At 72.7% G+C, this 18,445-nt stretch carries 19 protein-coding genes and 1 tRNA gene; 11 read left to right on the top strand and 9 right to left on the bottom strand.

The window, feature by feature from the left end:
• Positions 1–135 precede the first annotated feature (135 nt).
• The 3 genes from bcp (at position 136) to ACH5HR_RS08850 (ending at position 3,749) form a co-directional block, all read left to right on the top strand.
• Entirely contained in the window at positions 136–612 is a 477-nt protein-coding gene (gene bcp / locus ACH5HR_RS08860) for a thioredoxin-dependent thiol peroxidase (RefSeq protein ID WP_416477444.1), read from the top strand.
• Between the two features lie 33 nt (positions 613–645).
• Positions 646–728, top strand: a tRNA-Leu gene (locus tag ACH5HR_RS08855).
• Between the two features lie 162 nt (positions 729–890).
• On the top strand, positions 891–3,749 hold the full coding sequence (locus tag ACH5HR_RS08850) for a glycosyl hydrolase (protein WP_416477443.1): 2,859 nt from the start codon (positions 891–893) through the stop codon (positions 3,747–3,749).
• A 94-nt stretch (positions 3,750–3,843) separates the two neighbouring features.
• Here ACH5HR_RS08850 and trxA read toward each other — a convergent pair whose 3' ends face one another.
• A complete protein-coding gene (trxA, locus tag ACH5HR_RS08845; protein WP_416477441.1) occupies positions 3,844–4,221 on the bottom strand; it encodes a thioredoxin in 378 nt (125 codons plus the stop codon).
• A gap of 149 nt (positions 4,222–4,370) precedes the next feature.
• Here trxA and ACH5HR_RS08840 point away from each other — a divergent pair, with 149 nt between their 5' ends.
• Positions 4,371–4,940 carry an NUDIX hydrolase family protein gene (locus ACH5HR_RS08840; RefSeq protein WP_402376240.1) on the top strand — a complete coding sequence of 190 codons (570 nt, stop codon included), beginning with the start codon at positions 4,371–4,373 and terminating at the stop codon, positions 4,938–4,940.
• Between the two features lie 8 nt (positions 4,941–4,948).
• Here the strand turns inward: ACH5HR_RS08840 and ACH5HR_RS08835 are convergent, their stop codons facing one another.
• The 3 genes from ACH5HR_RS08835 to ACH5HR_RS08825 form a co-directional block, all read right to left on the bottom strand.
• A complete protein-coding gene (locus ACH5HR_RS08835; RefSeq protein WP_416477439.1) occupies positions 4,949–6,586 on the bottom strand; it encodes an ATP-binding cassette domain-containing protein in 1,638 nt (545 codons plus the stop codon).
• A gap of 200 nt (positions 6,587–6,786) precedes the next feature.
• Positions 6,787–8,457 (bottom strand): sodium:solute symporter family protein, encoded by a 1,671-nt coding sequence (locus ACH5HR_RS08830; RefSeq protein ID WP_402376234.1) that lies wholly within the window; start codon positions 8,455–8,457, stop codon positions 6,787–6,789.
• The gene (locus ACH5HR_RS08825) at positions 8,454–8,777 is read right to left on the bottom strand and encodes a DUF4212 domain-containing protein (RefSeq protein ID WP_402376232.1); all 324 of its coding nucleotides are present in this window, start codon (positions 8,775–8,777) and stop codon (positions 8,454–8,456) included. Before ACH5HR_RS08825 ends, ACH5HR_RS08830 begins: the two co-directional genes overlap by 4 nt.
• Before the next feature lie 269 nt (positions 8,778–9,046).
• Between ACH5HR_RS08825 and ACH5HR_RS08820 the strand changes: the two genes are divergently transcribed.
• From ACH5HR_RS08820 to rdgB, 7 genes are all read left to right on the top strand, one after another.
• The gene (locus tag ACH5HR_RS08820) at positions 9,047–9,508 is read left to right on the top strand and encodes a hypothetical protein (protein WP_402376230.1); all 462 of its coding nucleotides are present in this window, start codon (positions 9,047–9,049) and stop codon (positions 9,506–9,508) included.
• 91 nt (positions 9,509–9,599) lie between these two features.
• Positions 9,600–9,935, top strand: a complete 336-nt coding sequence (locus tag ACH5HR_RS08815; RefSeq protein WP_402376228.1) for a hypothetical protein — start codon at positions 9,600–9,602, stop codon at positions 9,933–9,935.
• Entirely contained in the window at positions 9,932–11,632 is a 1,701-nt protein-coding gene (locus ACH5HR_RS08810; protein ID WP_416477437.1) for a sodium/solute symporter, read from the top strand. Before ACH5HR_RS08815 ends, ACH5HR_RS08810 begins: the two co-directional genes overlap by 4 nt.
• Complete coding sequence (locus ACH5HR_RS08805; protein ID WP_416477435.1) at positions 11,619–12,959, top strand: sensor histidine kinase; 1,341 nt, start codon at positions 11,619–11,621, stop codon at positions 12,957–12,959. The genes ACH5HR_RS08810 and ACH5HR_RS08805 overlap by 14 nt, the downstream gene beginning before the upstream one ends.
• A gap of 5 nt (positions 12,960–12,964) precedes the next feature.
• The gene (locus ACH5HR_RS08800; RefSeq protein ID WP_402376222.1) at positions 12,965–13,801 is read left to right on the top strand and encodes a LytR/AlgR family response regulator transcription factor; all 837 of its coding nucleotides are present in this window, start codon (positions 12,965–12,967) and stop codon (positions 13,799–13,801) included.
• A gap of 92 nt (positions 13,802–13,893) precedes the next feature.
• Complete coding sequence (gene rph / locus ACH5HR_RS08795) at positions 13,894–14,631, top strand: ribonuclease PH (RefSeq protein WP_416477433.1); 738 nt, start codon at positions 13,894–13,896, stop codon at positions 14,629–14,631.
• A gap of 5 nt (positions 14,632–14,636) precedes the next feature.
• A complete protein-coding gene (rdgB, locus tag ACH5HR_RS08790) occupies positions 14,637–15,302 on the top strand; it encodes an RdgB/HAM1 family non-canonical purine NTP pyrophosphatase (RefSeq protein ID WP_416477431.1) in 666 nt (221 codons plus the stop codon).
• A gap of 110 nt (positions 15,303–15,412) precedes the next feature.
• Here rdgB and ACH5HR_RS08785 read toward each other — a convergent pair whose 3' ends face one another.
• From ACH5HR_RS08785 to clpS, 5 genes are all read right to left on the bottom strand, one after another.
• Positions 15,413–15,778 (bottom strand): DUF3054 domain-containing protein, encoded by a 366-nt coding sequence (locus ACH5HR_RS08785; protein ID WP_416477429.1) that lies wholly within the window; start codon positions 15,776–15,778, stop codon positions 15,413–15,415.
• On the bottom strand, positions 15,778–16,581 hold the full coding sequence (locus ACH5HR_RS08780; protein ID WP_416477427.1) for an MBL fold metallo-hydrolase: 804 nt from the start codon (positions 16,579–16,581) through the stop codon (positions 15,778–15,780). The genes ACH5HR_RS08785 and ACH5HR_RS08780 overlap by 1 nt, the downstream gene beginning before the upstream one ends.
• Positions 16,578–17,381, bottom strand: a complete 804-nt coding sequence (murI, locus tag ACH5HR_RS08775) for a glutamate racemase (protein WP_402376209.1) — start codon at positions 17,379–17,381, stop codon at positions 16,578–16,580. Before murI ends, ACH5HR_RS08780 begins: the two co-directional genes overlap by 4 nt.
• Before the next feature lie 75 nt (positions 17,382–17,456).
• Complete coding sequence (locus ACH5HR_RS08770) at positions 17,457–18,122, bottom strand: DUF2017 family protein (protein WP_416477425.1); 666 nt, start codon at positions 18,120–18,122, stop codon at positions 17,457–17,459.
• On the bottom strand, positions 18,119–18,424 hold the full coding sequence (gene clpS, locus ACH5HR_RS08765) for an ATP-dependent Clp protease adapter ClpS (RefSeq protein ID WP_416477503.1): 306 nt from the start codon (positions 18,422–18,424) through the stop codon (positions 18,119–18,121). The genes ACH5HR_RS08770 and clpS overlap by 4 nt, the downstream gene beginning before the upstream one ends.
• Between the last annotated feature and the right edge of the window lie 21 nt (positions 18,425–18,445).

Raw genomic sequence — 18,445 nt, 5'->3', positions numbered from 1 at the left:
GCGGTGCTGGACGGGGTGCTGGATGCTGCAGGGCTCACGGTCCCTACGCTACGCGAGCGACGCCGTCGGACCGGCACCGTGCCGGGCGGGCGCTAGGCTCGTGGCGGCCCAGCAGACCCGTTCGAGGAGCTCCACGTGACCCGTCTCGCCGTCGGCGACACCGCACCCGACTTCACCCTGACGACCGCCGACGGCGGCACCGTCTCGCTCGAGGAGCTCCGCCTCGAGGCGGAGCGTGGCGTGGTGGTCTACTTCTACCCCGCCGCCATGACGCCCGGCTGCACCACCGAGGCGTGCGACTTCCGCGACTCGCTGGCCGCGCTGCAGGGCGCGGGCTACGCGGTCGTGGGCATCTCCCCCGACGAGCCGGCGAAGCTCGCGCAGTTCGTCGAGCGGGACGCCCTGACGTTCCCGCTGGCCTCCGACCCGGAGCGTGAGGTCCTCGAGGCCTACGGCGCCTGGGGGGAGAAGAAGAACTACGGACGCACCGTCGTCGGCGTCATCCGCTCGACGGTGGTGGTCGGCACCGACGGCAAGGTGGCGCTCGCCCAGTACAACGTCAAGGCGACGGGGCACGTGGCACGGCTGCGCAAGGCGCTCGGGCTCTCCTGACGCGCCGACCCGGGTCGTAGACTCGGGGCGCACGCGCGAGTGGCGAAATCAGGCAGACGCGCCAGGTTTAGGTCCTGGTGTCTTCGGACGTGCGGGTTCGAGTCCCGCCTCGCGCACGGATCGACCGCGCGACCTCATGACCGGAGGTTGCACGTGTCACCTATCTACGCCATGGTGTTGGGATCGCTTCCACACGTCTGCTCGGGGCCGATCAAGGACGTCGGCCGTGGGACGCGGGCCGACGTGCTCGACGAGGCGACCGACCCGCGAGGTGAACGATGACGTTCTCACAACCCGCGCGACACCGGCGTACCGCCCGTGTCGCGGCGCTCGCCCTGATCGCCGGCGGGGCGATCACCGCAAGCGCTCCCCCGGCCACCGCCGACGTCGTGGACGTCGGTTCCGGCAGCTACACCACCGACCCCGTCGGCCCCGGTCCCCAGGGATGCGACGCCGTGGAGGCCGACCCGCGAGCCTTCGTCACCGACGAGGCGCCCGACACCCCGCTGCCCACCAACGACTGGTGGACGTCGCTGGCGTACAAGGTGTTCGACTGCTCCTTCAGCGCACCCCTGCACGCCCACCCGGCCTCCTACCAGCCGTCCGCGGGCGGCCTCGGCATCTCCTACACCACGCAGCCGGCCATCAGCGGCAGCGGTGCCGGCGTGAGCGAGTACCACTACCCCTACACCGAGGACCTGCGGGCAGGCGTCGTCGGGCTCGACGCCCCCCACGTCGCCGTCGCCGGCTGGACCGACTGGACCGTCACGCCCGTGTGGGACGACGGCGCCCGCTCGCTGCACGCGACCATCGGCCACGGCATGCCGCTCGCCTGGTTCGAGGCGACCGGCGGCGACGCGCAGCTGACGTTCTCCGGCAGCCCCGAGGTGTGGCTCGACGAGCCCGGACGTCTCGGCGTGCGGGTCGGCGGGTCCGACTACCTCGCCGTCGTCCCCGCCGACGTCTCCTGGTCCCTCAGCGGCACCACGGCGACCGCGGGCACGGACCGCTTCGCCGTCGCCGTCCTGCCCGACGGGTCCACGGCCGAGCGCGCCGCCCTCGTCGAGGACTACACCGCGGCCGGCCGCTCGCCCGTCACCGGGACCCGCGCCGACTACACCTACGACGCCACCGACGCCGCGGTGCGCACCACGTACTCATTCGACACCACGCCCTGGCCCGGAGCGGCCGACGGCGGCACGGTCGCCGCGCTGTACCCGCACCAGAGCGCCTACCTCACCGGGACGGAGCCGGCCGGGCCCACCTACGTCTCGCCGCGCGGCGACATGGCGATCCTCACCGACGCCACCGAGTTCACGACCACCACGCCGTACGGCGGGGTGCTGCCGGAGCTGCCCGCGGTGGCGACGTCGTCCGGCGCCGACCGGGCCACCCTGGAGGCCTACCTCGACGAGGTCGGGGACCCGCTCGACCAGCGCGGATCGGACACCTACTGGACGGGCAAGGCCCTCGGCCGCGCCACCCGCGTCGTGGAGATCGCCGACCAGCTCGGCCGCACCGCCCAGCGCGACGAGGCGCTCGACGCCGTCCGGGACGTCCTGACCGACTGGTTCACCGCCACGCCGGGCAAGACCGAGCAGGTCTTCGCCTACGACGAGCAGTGGGGCACCCTGATCGGCTACCCCGCCTCCTACGGTGCGGACACCGAGCTCAACGACCACCACTTCCACTACGGCTACTACGTGGCCGCGGCCGCCACGCTGGCCCGGTTCGACCCGCAGTGGGCCGCCGAGTACGGCGGCATGGTGGACCTGCTCATCCGCGACGCCAACGGCTACGACCGCGACGAGACCCGGTTCCCGTACCTGCGTGACTTCGACGTCTACGCGGGCCACGACTGGGCCTCCGGCCACGGCGCGTTCGCCGCCGGGAACAACCAGGAGTCCAGCTCCGAGGGCATGAACTTCGCCGGGGCGCTCATCCAGTGGGGCGAGGCGACCGGTGACCAGGAGGTCCGCGACGCGGGCGTCTACCTGTACGCCACGCAGGCGGCCGCGATCCAGCGCTACTGGTTCGACGTCGACGGGTCGACCTACCCCGACGAGTTCGAGCACCCCGCGGTCGGGATGGTCTGGGGCGACGGCGGTTCCTACTCGACCTGGTTCAGCGCCGAGCCGGAGATGATCCAGGGCATCAACACCCTGCCCATCACCGGGTCCCACCTGTACCTCGGCGAGTCGCCGTCCACCGTGCGTGCCGCGTACGACCACATGGAAGGGGTCAACGGCGGCCCGCCGACGGTGTGGCAGGACATCCTGTGGAGCTACCTGGCCCTCGGAGACGGACCCCGCGCGCTCGACCTGCTGACGTCGTCGTCCTTCGAGCCCGAGGAGGGCGAGACCCGCGCCCACACGTACCACTGGGTGGCCAACCTGGCCTCTCTCGGGACGGTGGCCGGCGTCGGTGCGGACCACGCGCTCGCCGCGGCGTTCGACGGCGAGGACGGGCGCACCTACGTGGCGTCCAACGTCACGGCGGCCCCGGTGTCCGTGACCTTCGCGGACGGGACGGTCGTGGAGGTCCCCGCCGGCAAGACGGTGGCGACCGGCGCCCGCTCCTGGACCGGTGGCGGCGCGACCGGCGGCCCGGTCGACCCGGACCCCGAGCCGGACCCCGACCCGACGCCGGACCCCGAGCCGGGTGACCTCCAGCCGGTCCGGCACCTCGGCCCGGACGGCTCGCTGAGCGCGACGGCGGCGACGGACGGCCGCGTAGAGCTCGCCGGTGCGGGCGGCCAGAACCGCGACGGGACACCCCACCAGCCGGCCGTCTTCGAGGCGACCGGGCTGACAGGGTCGTACACCGGGCAGGACACGGCGTTCTCGTTCGGTGTCGACGCGGGGTCCACGGTGGGGCTGGCCGTGCAGGCCCGCGTGACCTACGACCTGGACGGCGACGGAGACGTCGAGCGCACCGAGACGTACGCGTACTTCGCGACCGACCCGGTGCCGGGCGACGAGACCTACACCGCCACGGGGCGCCTCGCCTCGGCGGACGGGTCCCTCGGCGACCTCGACGGCGGCACGGTGCGGGTCGAGCTGTGGAGCGTGCTCGGCAGCGCGAGTCCCTCGGTCGCGACCGGGGCGGCGTCGACGCTCACCCGGCGGTTCTCCTGAGCGGTGACGCACGACGGCCGCCGTCGGGCCCGGAGCCCGGCGGCGCCCGTCCTGCGCTGAGGGGCGCTCGGCCCTGCGTGCGCGCCCTGCGCGCTCAGCCCTGCTGCTCGCCGTTGGACGCGGCGGCGATCTGCGTGCGCACCTCGTCCATGTCGAGGCCCTTGACGGCCTCGACGACCTGCTTGAGCTGCGGGCCCGGGAGGGCACCGGCCTGGTTGAAGACCAGGACTCCCTCGCGGAACGCCATGAGCGTCGGGATCGCCGTGACACCCGCCGCGGCCGCGATCTGCTGCTGCGCCTCGGTGTCGATCTTGGCGTGCACGACGTCGATGTTCTCCTCGCTCGACGCCTCGAACACCGGCGCGAACTGGCGGCACGGGCCGCACCAGGAGGCCCAGAAGTCCACCAGCACGATGTCGTTGTCCTTGATCGCCTGCTCGAAGGTGGTGTCGGTGAGCTCGACGGTAGCCATACGAAGTCCTCTCGTGGGGGTTGCCTCTTGAGCACAGCGTCCCGGCTCGTCCAGGTATTCCGCCGGAGGCGGACCGGGCGTGGCCCACGTCACTCGGGCCGAGGCTCCAGCGCAGGCCGCGACCGCCGTCGGGCTGATAGAAACGAAGGGTGACCGACACCGCCGAGTTCCCTCCGGACGACGAGCACGAGCACCCGACCGGGCGGGCCGGATGGCTGACCCCTGAGGAGATCGCCGCCGTCCGTGCCCAGCTGCCGCTGGTGTACGTCGACGCCGTGCCCGTGCGGGTCGACGAGTCGGGCGACGTGGTCGCCGTCGGCCTGCTGCTGCGCGCCACCCCGCTCGGCAGCATGACCCGTGCGCTCGTCACCGGCCGGGTGCTGTACCACGAGCGGGTGCGCGACGCGCTGCTGCGGCACATCGAGAAGGATCTCGGCCCGGTCGCGCTGCCGCAGGTGCCGGCGTCACCCCAGCCGTTCACCGTCGCCGAGTACTTTCCGACGCCGGGCATCACGCCGTTCCACGACCCGCGCCAGCACGCGATCTCGCTGGCCTACGTGGTGCCCGTCAACGGTGACTGCCGCCCGCAGCAGAACGCGCTCGACCTCGCCTGGCTCACGCCCGAGGAGGCGTGCAGCGACACCGTGCAGGCCGAGATGGTCAACGGCCAGGGGGCGCTGGTCCGCCAGGCGATGGCGCACGTCGGCCGGCTCGACTGAGCTGCGCCCTATCCCAGCGCCAGGACCGGCCAGCCCGCGAGGTCCGCGCGCATCCGCCGGTCGTGCGTGGCGACGACGACGGCCGCGGACGTCCGCTCGAACGCGATCGTCAGCGCGTCGACCAGGTCCACCGACAGGTGGTTGGTCGGCTCGTCGAGCACCAGGAGGTGCGGTGCGTGCAGGAGCGCGAGCGCGATGTCGAAGCGCCGCCGCTGCCCCACGCTCAGCTCGCGCAGGGGCCGCTCGAGCTCGTCCTCGGTGAGCAGGCCCAGCGCCGCTACCGGAACGAGGTGGTCGGGGTCCAGCTCGCCCCGGTCCAGCAGGGCGAGCGCCTCGACCGCGTACGCGTCGAACCCGGACCGCTTCGCGCCGTCGCCGCCGTCGGGCACCCGCCCCTCCTGACCGACGACGCCGATCCGCATGCCCTCCCGGGACGTCCGAGTCCCGCGGGCGAGCGGCAACGTGCCGGCGAACGCCCCGAGCAGCGTCGACTTGCCGGTGCCGTTGGGGCCGACGACGAGCAGCCGGCCCGACGGCGGGACGGCCAGCCGCGTGCCGGGAAGGTCGAGCCGCACCCCGCCGTCGGCCGCCTCGACGCGGGGCGAGCGCAGGTCCACCAGCGGCTCGGCGGGGTCCCAGCGCGGTGAGAGGGCGGGCAGGTCCGGGAAGGCGAGCTCCAGCGGCGGGGGCGGCACGTCGACCGCCTCGGCCTTCAGCTTCTCGACGAGCCGGTCGGCAGCCTTGACGTGGATACGGGCGCGCGTCCCACGGCGGTGCTTCTGCGATCCCTTGGGCGGTCGCCACTCGTCCGAGAGGCCCTCGTAGGAGCGGTCGAGGCGGAACGCGAGCTCGGCGGCACGCTTCTGCTCGGACCGGTAGCGCTGCTTCCACCGCTGCAGCGCCTGGTTCTTCGCGAACCGGTAGGAGAGGTACCCGGGCTGCCCGTAGAGCACGGGTGAGTCGTCCATCGACGGGTCGAGGTCGTAGACGGCGGTGACGACGTCGTCGATGAGCTCGCGGTCGTGCGTGACGAGGACGACCCCGCCGTGCCAGCCCAGCACGGCCTCGGTGAGGTACTCCAGCCCGGAGTCGTCGAGGTGGTTGGTCGGTTCGTCGAGGAGCAGAAGATCGGCCCGCTCGGCGAGCCGGCAGGCCAGGCGCACGCGGTAGCGCTGCCCGACGGACAGGGTCTCGAGCGCCCGGTCGCGGTCACGCACGGCGCCGAGCCGGGTCAGTGCCTCGTCCACGCGCCGGTCCGCGTCCCAGGCCGCGAGGTGCTCTACCCGGGCCAGCAGGTCGCCCAGCTCGCGCAGGTCACCGCCGTCGTGGTCGAACGCCTCCGCGGCCGCTTCCAGGTCGGCGGCAAGCCGCCGCAGGTCCGCGAGCGTGGCGTCGACCAGGTCGCCCACCGTCAGCCCCGGCGGCACCGCGAGCTCCTGCTCCACCATGCCGACGGTCCCGCTGCGACGCACCTCGCCGGACGACGGGACGAGATCACCGGCGAGCAGGTGCAGCAGCGTGGACTTGCCCGACCCGTTCTCACCGACGACACCGAGCCGGACGCCGTCGGACACCCGCAGGTCGACGCCCGTCAGGACGGGGCGTCCGGGGTAGCCGAAGGAGAGGTCGGAGGCGACGAGATGCACCGGACCAGCCTACGTACCCACCATCCCCTCCCGTGCCGCGCCGCGAAGTGCCCGGCCTCGCGCACCCCTGTCCCACGAACCGCCAGCAGGACGAAAAGACGGGGTTCCCTGCTCCGCGCGGTCGTCAGACCGGAAGCGGAGGGCGCGCAGCGCCCGTGAGCGCGACCGCGCGGAGCAGGGAACCCCGTCCGTACCCAGAACTACTCGTCAGCGGTCACCTGCTTCCGGGCGGCCGGGTACCGGATGCCCTCCACCATCTCCTGGACGTGCTCGGACGGTGGCGCCGTGAGCCTGGAGACCACCACGGTGACGATGATGTTCACCAGCGCACCGATAGCACCGATGCCCTCGGGCGAGATGCCCAGGATGTGCTCGTGCTCCGACGTCCCGAACACGTCGAGCGTGTAGATCATGTAGGACGCCGTGAACACCAGGCCGGAGATCATGCCCGACGCGGCACCGATCGCGTTGGCGCGCTTCCAGAAGATACCCAGCACGAGGATCGGGAAGAACGTCGACGCCGCCAGACCGAACGCGAACGCGACCACCTGAGCCACGTACGCCGGCGGGTTGATGCCGCCGTAGATCGCGACCACGACGGCGAGACCCATGGCGATGCGGCCCACGAGCAGACGCCGCGACTCCGAGGCCTCCTTCTTGACGACCCGGAAGTACAGGTCGTGCGAGACGGAGGAGGAGATCACGAGCAGCAGACCGGCCGCCGTGGACATCGCCGCGGCCAGACCGCCCGCTGCGACCAGGCCGACGATCGGCGCGGGCAGGCCGGCGATCTCGGGCGTGGCGAGCACGAGGATGTCGTTGTTCACGATGAGGTCGGCACCCGACTCCGGGTCGTTGCTCAACGTGCCGATCGTCGATGCGCTGTCGGAGACGGTGACCAGTCCGGTCGCGGCCCAGTTGTTGACCCAGGCCGGCAGCGAGGCGACCGCCACGCCGTCGACGGACTGCATGAGGTTCAGCTTGGTGAACGCCCCCACGGCGGGAGCCGTGGTGTACAGCAGGCCGATGAAGAACAGCGCCCAGAACGCCGAGAACCGTGCGCCGCGCACCGACTTCGTCGTGTAGAACCGGATGATGACGTGCGGCAGGCCGGCCGTACCGATCATCAGCGACATCGTCACCAGGAACACGTCGATCTGCGGCCGAGCGGCGAACGCCTCGGTGTACTGCGCGAGCCCGAACTTCTCGCTCAGGGCGTCGAGCTCGGCCAGGATCTGGCCGAACGTCACCTGCGGCACCGGGAAGCCCGTCATCTTCTGCGCGATGGTCCACGCCGGGATGAGGTAGGCGACGATCATCACCGTGTACTGGGCCACCTGGGTCCAGGTGATGCCCTTCATGCCGCCCAGGACGGCGTACAGGAAGATGATCGCCGCGGCCACGGCCACGCCACCCTCGATGGACAGGTTGAGGAAGCGGCTGAACACGATGCCGCCACCACGCATCTGACCCACCACGTACGTGAAGGACACGATGATCGCGGCGACCGCGGCGATGAGCCGCACGTACTCCGAGTACCGGTCACCGACGAACTCCGGGACGGTGAACTTGCCCCACTTGCGCAGGTAGGGCGCCAGCAGGAGGGCCAGCAGCACGTAGCCGCCGGTCCAGCCCATGAGGTAGACCGAGCCGTCCGACCCCATGAAGGCGATGAGCCCCGCCATGGAGATGAACGACGCCGCGGACATCCAGTCCGCCGCGACGGCCGCACCGTTGGCGACCGCAGGGATGCCCTGGCCGGCCACGTAGAAGCCCTTGGTCTCCTTCACGCGGCTGCGCCACGCGATGGTGAGGTAGATCGCGAACGAGATACCTACGAAGACGAGGGACCAGACCTGGATCTCGCTCACAGCCGATTCCCCTCTCCGTCGCGCTCGGCGACGCCGTACTCGTCGTCGAGCCGGTCCATCCGCAGCGTGTACACCAGGATCAGGATGATGAAGGTGTAGATCGATCCCTGCTGGGCGAACCACAGGCCCAGCGGGAAGCCGAAGACGACGATGTTGTTCAGCTGTTCGATCAGCAGGATCCCGCAGACGAACGAGACCACGAACCAGATGCTGAGCAGCACCACCATCAGCCGCAGGTTCTTCTTCCAGTACTCCTGCCGCCAGCCGTTCGCCGGCGGCGGCCCAGGATCTGGTGAGCTCTCGCGCACGCTATCGGTCATCGGACGCTCCCTTCATCGCGTTCACCCCGGGCACCGTCGCCCGGAGAACGTCCCCGTACCGGCCGAGCGAATCGCACCGTTCGTGCTGCTCACAAGGTTTCGCCGCCCGACGGCGGGGACCGTCCCGCGAACGGCGCCCAGAGCGCTGCGACCGGCGCACGGCCGGCCGGTGACCGTTCGTCAGGCCCGATCGACCGCTCGCCGGACGAACGGCACCGTTCACCGACCCGCGGGGGTCCAGACGGGGCGGACGCGCCTACAGTCGGTCCATGGCCTCGACGACGAGCGCATCCCTCGGCAACCTGCTCGCAGCGGGCGGCCGGGCACGGAAGCCGCGCAAGCAGATCATGCACCCCGGCAGCGTCGGGCTCCTGGTCGGTGCACTGGCCGTGATCGTCGGCAGCATGCTGCCGTGGGTGATCACCCCGCTCGGGAACATCAGCGGTACCGCAGGCCCGGGGCTGTGGACCCTGTGCGGCGGCTTCATCGCCGTGGCGGGCGCGCTGATCCCCCGGCGGTGGGTCGCCGTGTCGCACAGCTTCCTCGCCGGCGGCGCCGTCGCCTTCGTGGCCGGCTGGCAGCTCCTGCGACTCGTCCAGATCAGCGAGGCGACCGACGCCTGGGGGCAGGCGATGCCAGGCATCGGGCTGGTGATGAGCCTCGGTGGGGCCGTCATCCTGCTGACCACGGGCGTACGGCTCGTCCGGACGCGTCCCGTCGCGTCGCCGTGAACCGCGCCGTCGTCGTGAGCGGGCCCTCGTCGGGGGCATGACCCGGGGCGGCACTGGCCCCCGGGGCCCGCGCTCCGTAAGGTGCTCGTCCATGGACGACGACGTCGGTGCCCGGCACACGCCTGCGGAGGTCGACGCCACCTTCCGCACGCTGCGGCGCGTGGCAGTGGGCTACTTCGTCGTGTTCCTGCTGGCCGTCGCGGCCTTCCCGGTGCTCTCGCTGACGTCGGACTGGTGGTCGGAGGCGCGCCTGGTCGGCGGGATGAGCCCCGGCTTCCTCGTCGCGGCGTTCGGCCTCTACCTCTTCTTCGCCGTCCTCGGGGTCGCGGTGGCGCGCCTGATGTCGGCGGTCGAGCACCGCATGCTCGACGACACGCGCGACGACGGCTTCTCCGCCGCCGACGAACCCCCCGGTGACCTCCCGTGACCGGGCCCAGCGCACTGATCCTCGCGGCGGTTCTCGTCCTGCTGACCGTGGTCGCCGTCGTCATGCGCCCTCGCGGCGCGTCCACCGTCGACTTCTACCTCGCCGGCCAGCGCGTCGGCATCGCGACCAACGCGTGGGCCATCTGTGGCGACTACTTCTCGGCGGCGTCGTTCCTCGGGGTGGCCGCCGCCGTCTACGCGACCGGGCTCGACGGCGCCTGGTACGCCGTCGGGTTCGCCGCCGGGTTCGTCCCCGTGCTGCTCTTCGTCGCGGCACCGCTGCGCCGGTTCGGCGAGTTCTCCATCCCGGACTTCCTCGGGCGCCGCCTGGGCTCGGAGAAGGTGCGGCTCGTGGCCGTCGGCGTGGTCCAGCTCGTCATCCTGTCCTACCTCGTGCCGCAGGCCGTCGGGTCGGGCATCACGTGGGAGCTCCTCGTCGGGTCCGGGATCCTCGGTCTCTCGCCGTACGCGACCGGGATCCTGGTCTCCACGGCGGTGGTCACGGGGCTCGTCGCGTTCGGCGGCATGCGCGGGACCACCTGGACGCAGGCGGTGCAGTTCCTGCTGCTGCTGGGTGCCCTCGTCTGGCTCGCCGCGACCGTGCTGGGCGAGGGGTTCCACTACGGCGACGCCGTCTCCGACCTGTCGACCGCACCGCTGGTGAACCCGGCCGACGACGGCGTCCTGGCCACCGAGCAGAACGCGCTGCACCCGGGCGACGCCGCGGTCTTCGGCCAGCCCGGTGCCCGCTACGGCGGTCTCGGCCAGTTCGCGCTCATCGTGACCCTCGCGATGGGCACCGCCGGGCTGCCGCACGTCATGAACCGCTACTTCACGTCCCCGACCGGGGCGGCCGCACGCACCACCACCGTGTGGGTGCTGTGCCTGGCCGGACTCTTCTACTCGCTGGCGGTCATGCTCGGGACGGCGGCCCGCGAGATCGTGCCGACCGCCGTCGCGGACCATCCGTGGCTCGCGGAGCTCACCGTCGACGGGGTGCTGCTCGTCCCCGAGCACGCGCTGCCCGTGCTGGGGCGGATCTACGGCGGTGACGCAGGGCTGGGCGTGGTCGCCGCGGGAGCGCTCATCGCGGTCATGTCGACCATCGCGGGGCTTCTCCTGGCCGCCGCAGCGTCCTGGGGCCACGACGTCTACGAGCGGCACATCAACCCGCGGGCCACGCAGCGTCAGGCCGTCCTGGCCGGGCGGATCACCACGCTGCTCACGGCCTGCGCCGCCGCCTGCCTGGGCCTGGCGCTGCGCCCCGAGACCTTCGTGGCCGCCACGCCCTCGATCGTCGCGACCATGGTCACGTGGGCGTTCGCCGTGGCGGGTTCGGCGCTGACGCCCGTCTTCCTGCTGGCGATCTGGTGGCCGCGCACGACCGCGCGCGGCGCAGTCTCCGGCATGCTCACGGGCATGACCGTCGCGGTGGGGATGCTGGCCGCGGGACTGTTCGCGGACGGCGGCCTGCTGCGGGACGCGCTGGTCACCCCGACGCTCGTCGCGGCCCCGCTGGCCGCCGCCGTCACCGTGCTGGTCTCCCTGCGCACCACGCCGCCGCCGGACGTGGAGAAGTCGTGGGTCATCATGCACGGCACGGCCGCCGACCGGCACGCCGAGCGGCTGGCCCGGCTCGTCGTGGCCGAGAACCGGCGCCGGCGCGGCGCACGGAGGACCCGACGTGCGCGGGGGTAGCCGGCTGCTGGCGGGCGTGCTCGTCGCGGCGTGGGCGGCGGTCTACCTGGTCACGCAGGTGCTCGTCGCTCCCCCGCTCGGCGTCCTGCCGACCCTGGCGTCCGGCCTCGTGGTGAGCACCGTCGTCGTTCTCGGCTACCCGTCCGCGCTGCGCGGGCCCCGTGGCGGCTCGCTCGCCGGCCCCGCCGCCCACGGCCGGTCGTGGCGTCCCGCCCGCCGGCCCCAGGACCCTCGGGGGGTGCGCGACGGGCTCACCATCGCCGCCGCGGGCCGGTCGATGCCCCTGCGCAACGGCCTCACGCCCGACGCCGCCCGACGCACCGCCCAGCTGATCCGCCCGCTGCTGGGCGGCGACGCCATCGCCATCACGGACACGGCGCAGGTGCTGGCGTTCGTCGGGCCGGGATCCGACCACCATCACGTGGGCGGGACGCTGCAGACCCGGGTCTCGCGCCTCGCGCTCGGCAAGAAGCGCACCGTCGTCGTGCACGCCCGGGACGGGATCGGCTGCCCCGAGCCGGGCTGCCCCCTGCGTACCGCCGTCGTCGCCCCGCTGGCCGTGGCTGATCGCGTGGTCGGCACGCTGAAGGTCTACCGGGTCCACGACGAGCCGGCGCCGCGCGTGCTCGTCGACGACATGGCCTCGATGCTCTCGCTGCACCTCGAGCTCGCGGAGATGGACCGCGAGCGCCACCTCGCGTCGGACGCCAAGCTGGACGCCCTGCGGGCGCAGATCAACCCGCACTTCCTGTTCAACATCCTCAACACGATCGCCTCGAAGTCGCGCACCGACCCGGAGGAGTCCCGCGAGCTGCTGCTGCGCCTGAGCGACTTCTTCCGCTACGCGGTGCGCCAGGACGGTCACTTCGCGGAGTTCAGCCAGGAGTACTTCTTCGTGCGGACGTACGTCTCGCTGGAGCAGGCGCGGTTCGGCGACCGCCTGCGGGTGCGCTACGACCTCGATCCGCAGGTGCTGACGTCGCGCGTGCCCGTGCTGGTGATCCAGCCCATCGTGGAGAACGCCGTCAAGCACGGGATCGCGGACTCGGTCACGGGCGGCACGGTGCACCTGCGTGCCCGCGTGGACCCGTTGACGCGCACCACGTCGATCCGGGTGAGCGACGACGGCGCGGGCATGGCCCCGGAGGTCCTGGACAGGCTGCTGGCCGGTCAGCGTCCGGGCGACACCGACCCGCGGCACTCCGGCGTCGGCCTGTGGAACATCTCCCAGCGGCTCGACTCCCTGTTCGGGGACCGGTACTCGTTCGACGTCGCGTCCACGCCGGGCAAGGGGACCACCGTGGATCTCCGGATCCCGCTAAGGTGACGCCCGTGCGACCCAAGGCACTGATCGTGGACGACGAGGCCCCGGCCCGGGCCGAGCTGCGCTTCCTGCTCGAGGAGGTCGGGCAGGTCCAGGTGGTGGGCGAGGCCACCAACGGCGAGGAGGCGCTGCTCCTCCTGGGGTCGCTCGACTACGACCTGGTGCTGCTCGACGTCCGCATGCCCGGGGGGTCCGGCCTGGAGGTCGCCGCCGCGCTGCGCCGGCAACCCGACCCGCCGAAGGTCATCTTCACCACGGCCTACCCGGACCATGCCGTCGACGCGTTCGACCTCGCCGCGGCGGACTACCTCCTCAAGCCGTTCGACGCGGACCGGCTGCGGCGTGCGCTGGAGCGCGCGCTGCGGCCCGACGACGGCACACCGGCGGGAGCCACGCCTGCCAGCGCGGGGTCCGCTCCGCCGTCGGACGGCGCGAGCCCGGGTGCGGTGGCCCCGGCGGCCGGTGCGGGGTCGGCCGGCACCGCCGACTCGGCGCCGCGGGGCGACGTCGAGCCGCTGGTGCGCATCCCGGTGCAGAAGGACGGGCGCACGGTGCTGGTCGACGGCGGCTCGATCGTCTACGCCAGCGCGGCGCGCGGGTACTCCTACCTGAAGCTTGCCGAGGAGCGACTGCTGGTGACCATGTCGCTCAACGAGCTGGAGCGTCGGCTGCGCGGGCACTTCTTCCGGGCGCACCGGTCGTACCTGGTGAACCTCGACCACGTGCGTGAGCTGGTCCCTGACTTCCAGGGCGCTCTCGTGGTGGTCATGGCGGATCGGCAGCGCTCGCGCGTGGAGGTCTCGCGGCGCCACGCGCGCGAGCTGCGCCGCCGCTTCGGCATGTGACCCTCTGTCGCCGAGTGTCATGGTCCGGACCGTATTGCGGGCCCGTTGCGGGCTGAACCTCGACATTCGGCGGCCCGGATAGGGTGAGGCGCATGACTTCCCCTCGTTCTGACGGCCGCACGCCCGACCAGCTCCGCCCCGTGACCTTCACCCGTGGATGGAGCGAGAACGCCGAGGGCTCGGTGCTCGTGGAGTTCGGCAAGACCCGCGTGCTGTGCACCGCCTCGTTCACCGAGGGCGTGCCGCGCTGGAAGAAGGGCTCCGGCGAGGGCTGGGTCACCGCGGAGTACGCGATGCTCCCCCGCGCCACCAACTCCCGCAGCCAGCGCGAGTCCGTCAAGGGCAAGATCGGCGGGCGCACCCACGAGATCTCGCGCCTCATCGGCCGGTCGCTGCGCGCCGTCGTCGACGTGACGGCGCTGGGCGAGAACACCATCGTGCTCGACTGCGACGTGCTCCAGGCCGACGGCGGGACCCGCACCGCAGCCATCACGGGCGCCTACCTCGCGCTGGTCGACGCCGTCGCCTGGGGCACCCGGCACGGGCACGTCAAGGGCGGCAAGCAGGTGCTCACCGACTCGGTCGCGGCCGTGAGCGTCGGCATCATCGACGGGGTACCCATGCTCGACCTGCCCTACGTCGAGGACGTGCGCGCGGAGACCGACATGAACGTGGTGACCACCGGGTCCGGCTCCTTCGTGGAGGTCCAGGGCACCGCCGAGGGCGTCCCGTTCCACCGCGGCGAGCTGGACGCTCTGCTCGACCTCGCCACGGCCGGCACCGCCGAGCTGACGGCGCTGCAGCAGGCGGCGCTCGCCCAGGAGCTCTGAGCACGGTGACCAGCCCTGTCGCCGTCCCCCCGGCGGCCCGGATCGTCCTGGCCACCCACAACCGCAAGAAGCTGCGCGAGCTGCTCGCGATCCTGCGGGCGCAGCCCGGCCTCGACGCCCTGCCGGACGACGCGGTCGTCACCGCGGGCGACCTCGGCGCAACCGAGCCCGTCGAGGACGGGGTGACGTTCGCGGAGAACGCACTGATCAAGGCGCGGGCGCTGGCCGCGGCGACCGGTCTGCCCGCCGTGGCCGACGACTCGGGGCTGAGCGTCGACGTGCTCGGCGGGGCCCCGGGCATCTTCTCGGCGCGGTGGGCGGGCCGGCACGGCGACGACGTCGCCAACCTCGGCCTGCTGCTCGCCCAGCTCGGTGACGTCCGGGACGCGCACCGGGGCGCGGCGTTCGTCTGTGCGGCGGCGCTGGTCACCCCGGACGGCCGCGAGGAGGTGTGCCTCGGCGAGATGCCGGGCGTGCTGGTCCACGAGCCCCGCGGCGTCAACGGGTTCGGCTACGACCCGATCCTGGTCCCGGCCGAGCAGGGCCCGGGGCCGGACGGCCGGCCCGGCACGCGCACGTCGGCCGAGCTGAGCCCGGAGGAGAAGAACGCGATCAGCCATCGCGGCAAGGCGTTCCGGGCACTGGCCGCACAGATCGCCGCCGCCCACTGATCCACCCGCACCGGCGACGGTTGTGGGCGCGATTTCTGGGCCGAATACCTGGTCAAAAGGGACACATCGGGCCAGAAATCGCGCCCACAACTTTCGGTGGGGCTGGACGTTCAGCGGCGCTGGACGAGAGTGACGAGCAGCCGCCAGCCGAGCATCGTCGCGCCGAGGAAGCCCGCCGTCACCAGGGCGAACGACCAGGCGAACCCGCCCACCACCAGCGGTCGCAGCACGAGCCCCAGCGCCACGGTCGCGAACCAGACCACCACCCCCGTCGGCCAGAGCCGCGCCGGCGCGCGCCAGGCGCGACTCGCCACCCAGCCGACCACCAGGCCGACGGCGAACGGCGCCACCACGGCGAGCAGGTGCGCCACCGACCCGCCCGAGGCGTGGTTCGCGGTGCCCACGACGGCGAACACGAGCACGCACACCGCGTCGGCGACGGCGGCGGGCCAGACGCGGCGCTCCTGCACCGGCATCAGAGCTCGTAGACCGTTCCTGGGCGGGCCACGTCCAGCGGCCCGTCGTACTCCTCGCGCGCCTCGGCCAGGGTCTGCGCGGAGTCGGTCCACACCGTCAGGTGCGTCAGCAGCAGGCGTCCGGCCCCGGCCTTCGCCGCCACCTTCCCGGCACGCCGCCCGGTCAGGTGGATCCCGTCGACGCCGTCGTCCCGGCCCTCGAGGAACGCCGCCTCGCACAGCAGCAGGTCGGCCCCGCGCGAGGCCTCGACCAACCGGTCGCAGTGGTCCGTGTCCCCGGAGAACACGAGGGTCGCCCGCTCCCCCGGGCGGTCCGACGACGGGCCGGTCACCCGCATGCCGTACGCCTCGACGGGGTGGTTGACCACGAACGGCTCCACCGTCAGCGGGCCGACCTGCACCGGCACGCCGGGCTGCCACGTCCGGAACGCGTACTCGGCGTCCATGGTCTCGCCGCTCTCCAGGCCGTACATGGCCGCCGCACGCTCGCGCGTCGTCGACGGCCCGTGGACCACCAGGTGGCGCGGCCGGCCGGTGCGGTGCGAGCCCCGCTCGGGGTGGTACCGCAGGTAGACGTACAGCCCGGAGAGGTCGGCGCAGTGGTCGGGGTGCAGGTGCGAGATCCCGACGGCGTCCACGTCCAACGGGTCGACGTGACGCTGCAGCGGGCCGAGCGCGCCCGAGCCGAGGTCGAGCACCAGGCTCCACCACCGCTCGCCGTCGTGCGCCTGGACCAGGTAGCAGGAGGCGGGCGACTCCGGGCCGGGCAGGGAGCCGGACACCCCGACGGGTACGAGCCTCATGCCGCCTCCACGAGAGCGACCTCCGGCCCGAGGAACCGCCGGGCGAGCTGCTCGAACTGTTCCGGGTGCCCCGTGGTGGCGAACCGGTGCACGGGCGCCGGCGCGTCGAGGGGACGCTCCAGGTCGTGCTCCACCAGCTTGCGGTAGACGTCCATGGCGGTCTCCTCCGCCGAGGACACCAGCGTGACGTCCTGGCCCATGACGTAGGAGATCGGGCCCGTCAGCAACGGGTAGTGGGTGCAGCCCAGCACCAGGGTGTCCACGCCGGCGGCCTTGACGGGCCCGAGGTACTCCGCGGCGATCTCCAGCACCTCGGGGCCGGACGTCGTCCCCTCCTCGACCAGTCGGACGAACTCCGGGCACGCCTTGCTCGTGAGCTGCAGGCCCGGGGTGACGGCGAACGCGTCGTCGTAGGCCAGGGAGTCCACCGTCGCCTTGGTGCCGATGACGCCGATGCGTCCGGAGCGGGAGGCGACGACGGCGCGGCGGGCGGCCGGCAGGATCACCTCGACCACGGGGATGCCGCGGCGCACGGTGTACCGCTCGCGTGCGTCGCGCAGCGCGACCGCCGAGGCGGAGTTGCACGCGATGACGAGCATCTTCACGCCGTCGTCGACGAGCCGGTCCATGACCGCGAGCGCCATCGCGCGCACGGCGGCGAGCGGCTTGGGCCCGTACGGGCCGTTGGCCGTGTCGCCGATGTAGTGCAGCTGCTCGTGCGGGAGCTGGTCGAGCACCGAGCGGGCGACCGTCAGACCGCCCACCCCGCTGTCGAAGATCCCGATGGGGGCGTCGTTCACGGCTGGCAGCCTAACCGCGCAGGGCGCTGAGCACCGGGTTCGTGACCCGTGACACGCGTGGTGAGGGCCACAGGGTCACTCGCCGGCGCCTCGGCCGCGGGCCCGCAGCTCGGCCAGCATCTCGTCCATGAGGGACTCCTGGGCGAACCCGGCCGCCACGAACACCCCGCCCCAGTAGGAGCGCTGCTCGGCGTCCAGGCCGGCGGCGTCCGTCTCGTCCGGGTCCGCGGTGTCCGCGTCGTCCACGATCCCCAGTCCCGTGAGCACCTCGTGGTGCAGGTGCTCGACGTCGGCGTCGTCGTCGAGCCCCAGCCGTTCACCGAGCACCAGCCGGACGTCGGTGAGCGCGCCGGCGAAGTCCTGGGCCGCCTCGCGGGCGACCACCACCTGACCGTCGGACGGCGCGTCGTCCGTACCGCCGTCGTCGGCCACCGCGTCGGCGAACGCGAGGAGGCGGGCGACCTTCCCCGCCGCGAGGTCCGTCTGCGTCAGGTGGCGGAACTCGGCGGCGACGTCCGCGTCCTCGCGGTGGGCGTCCGGCAGGAGCCGCTGCACCGCCGGGTCCCGCGGGACGCGAGCCACCCCGGTGAACGCCACGCCGGCGTCCGTCACGTCGTCGGGGAGACCGGCGTCGGCACGCAGCAGGCCGGCGACGTCCCGGGCGACCCGCGCCAGCACCTCACGCTCGACCGGCTCCCAGCGGGCGACGAACCCGGCCGGGGTCGAGCGGAACGGCGTCATGCGCCCTCCCCCGGCGCGCCGGACTGCTGCAGCGTGGCCCACAGCCCGAAGCCGTGCATCGCCTGCACGTCCACCTCCATCCGCTCCCGCGGACCGGTCGAGACCACCGCCCGACCCTCGGAGTGCACCTGCATCATCAGCTGGTGGGCCTTGGCCTCCGGATAGCCGAAGTAGCTCTCGAAGACGTAGGCGACGTAGCTCATGAGGTTGACCGGGTCGTTCCACACGATCGTCACCCACGGGTCCGCCAGCCGGGACGCCTCCTCGGTGCGGGTGTCCTCCTGCGTCGCCGCGCTCGTCATCACCACGGCACCAGCGTAGGT

Origin of the sequence: Isoptericola maris (assembly GCF_048065335.1) — a bacterium.
Lineage (GTDB): Bacteria > Actinomycetota > Actinomycetes > Actinomycetales > Cellulomonadaceae > Isoptericola > Isoptericola rhizosphaerae.
The sequence above is the reverse complement of the archived record's forward strand: the minus strand, read 5'-3'. Positions and strand labels throughout refer to the sequence as shown.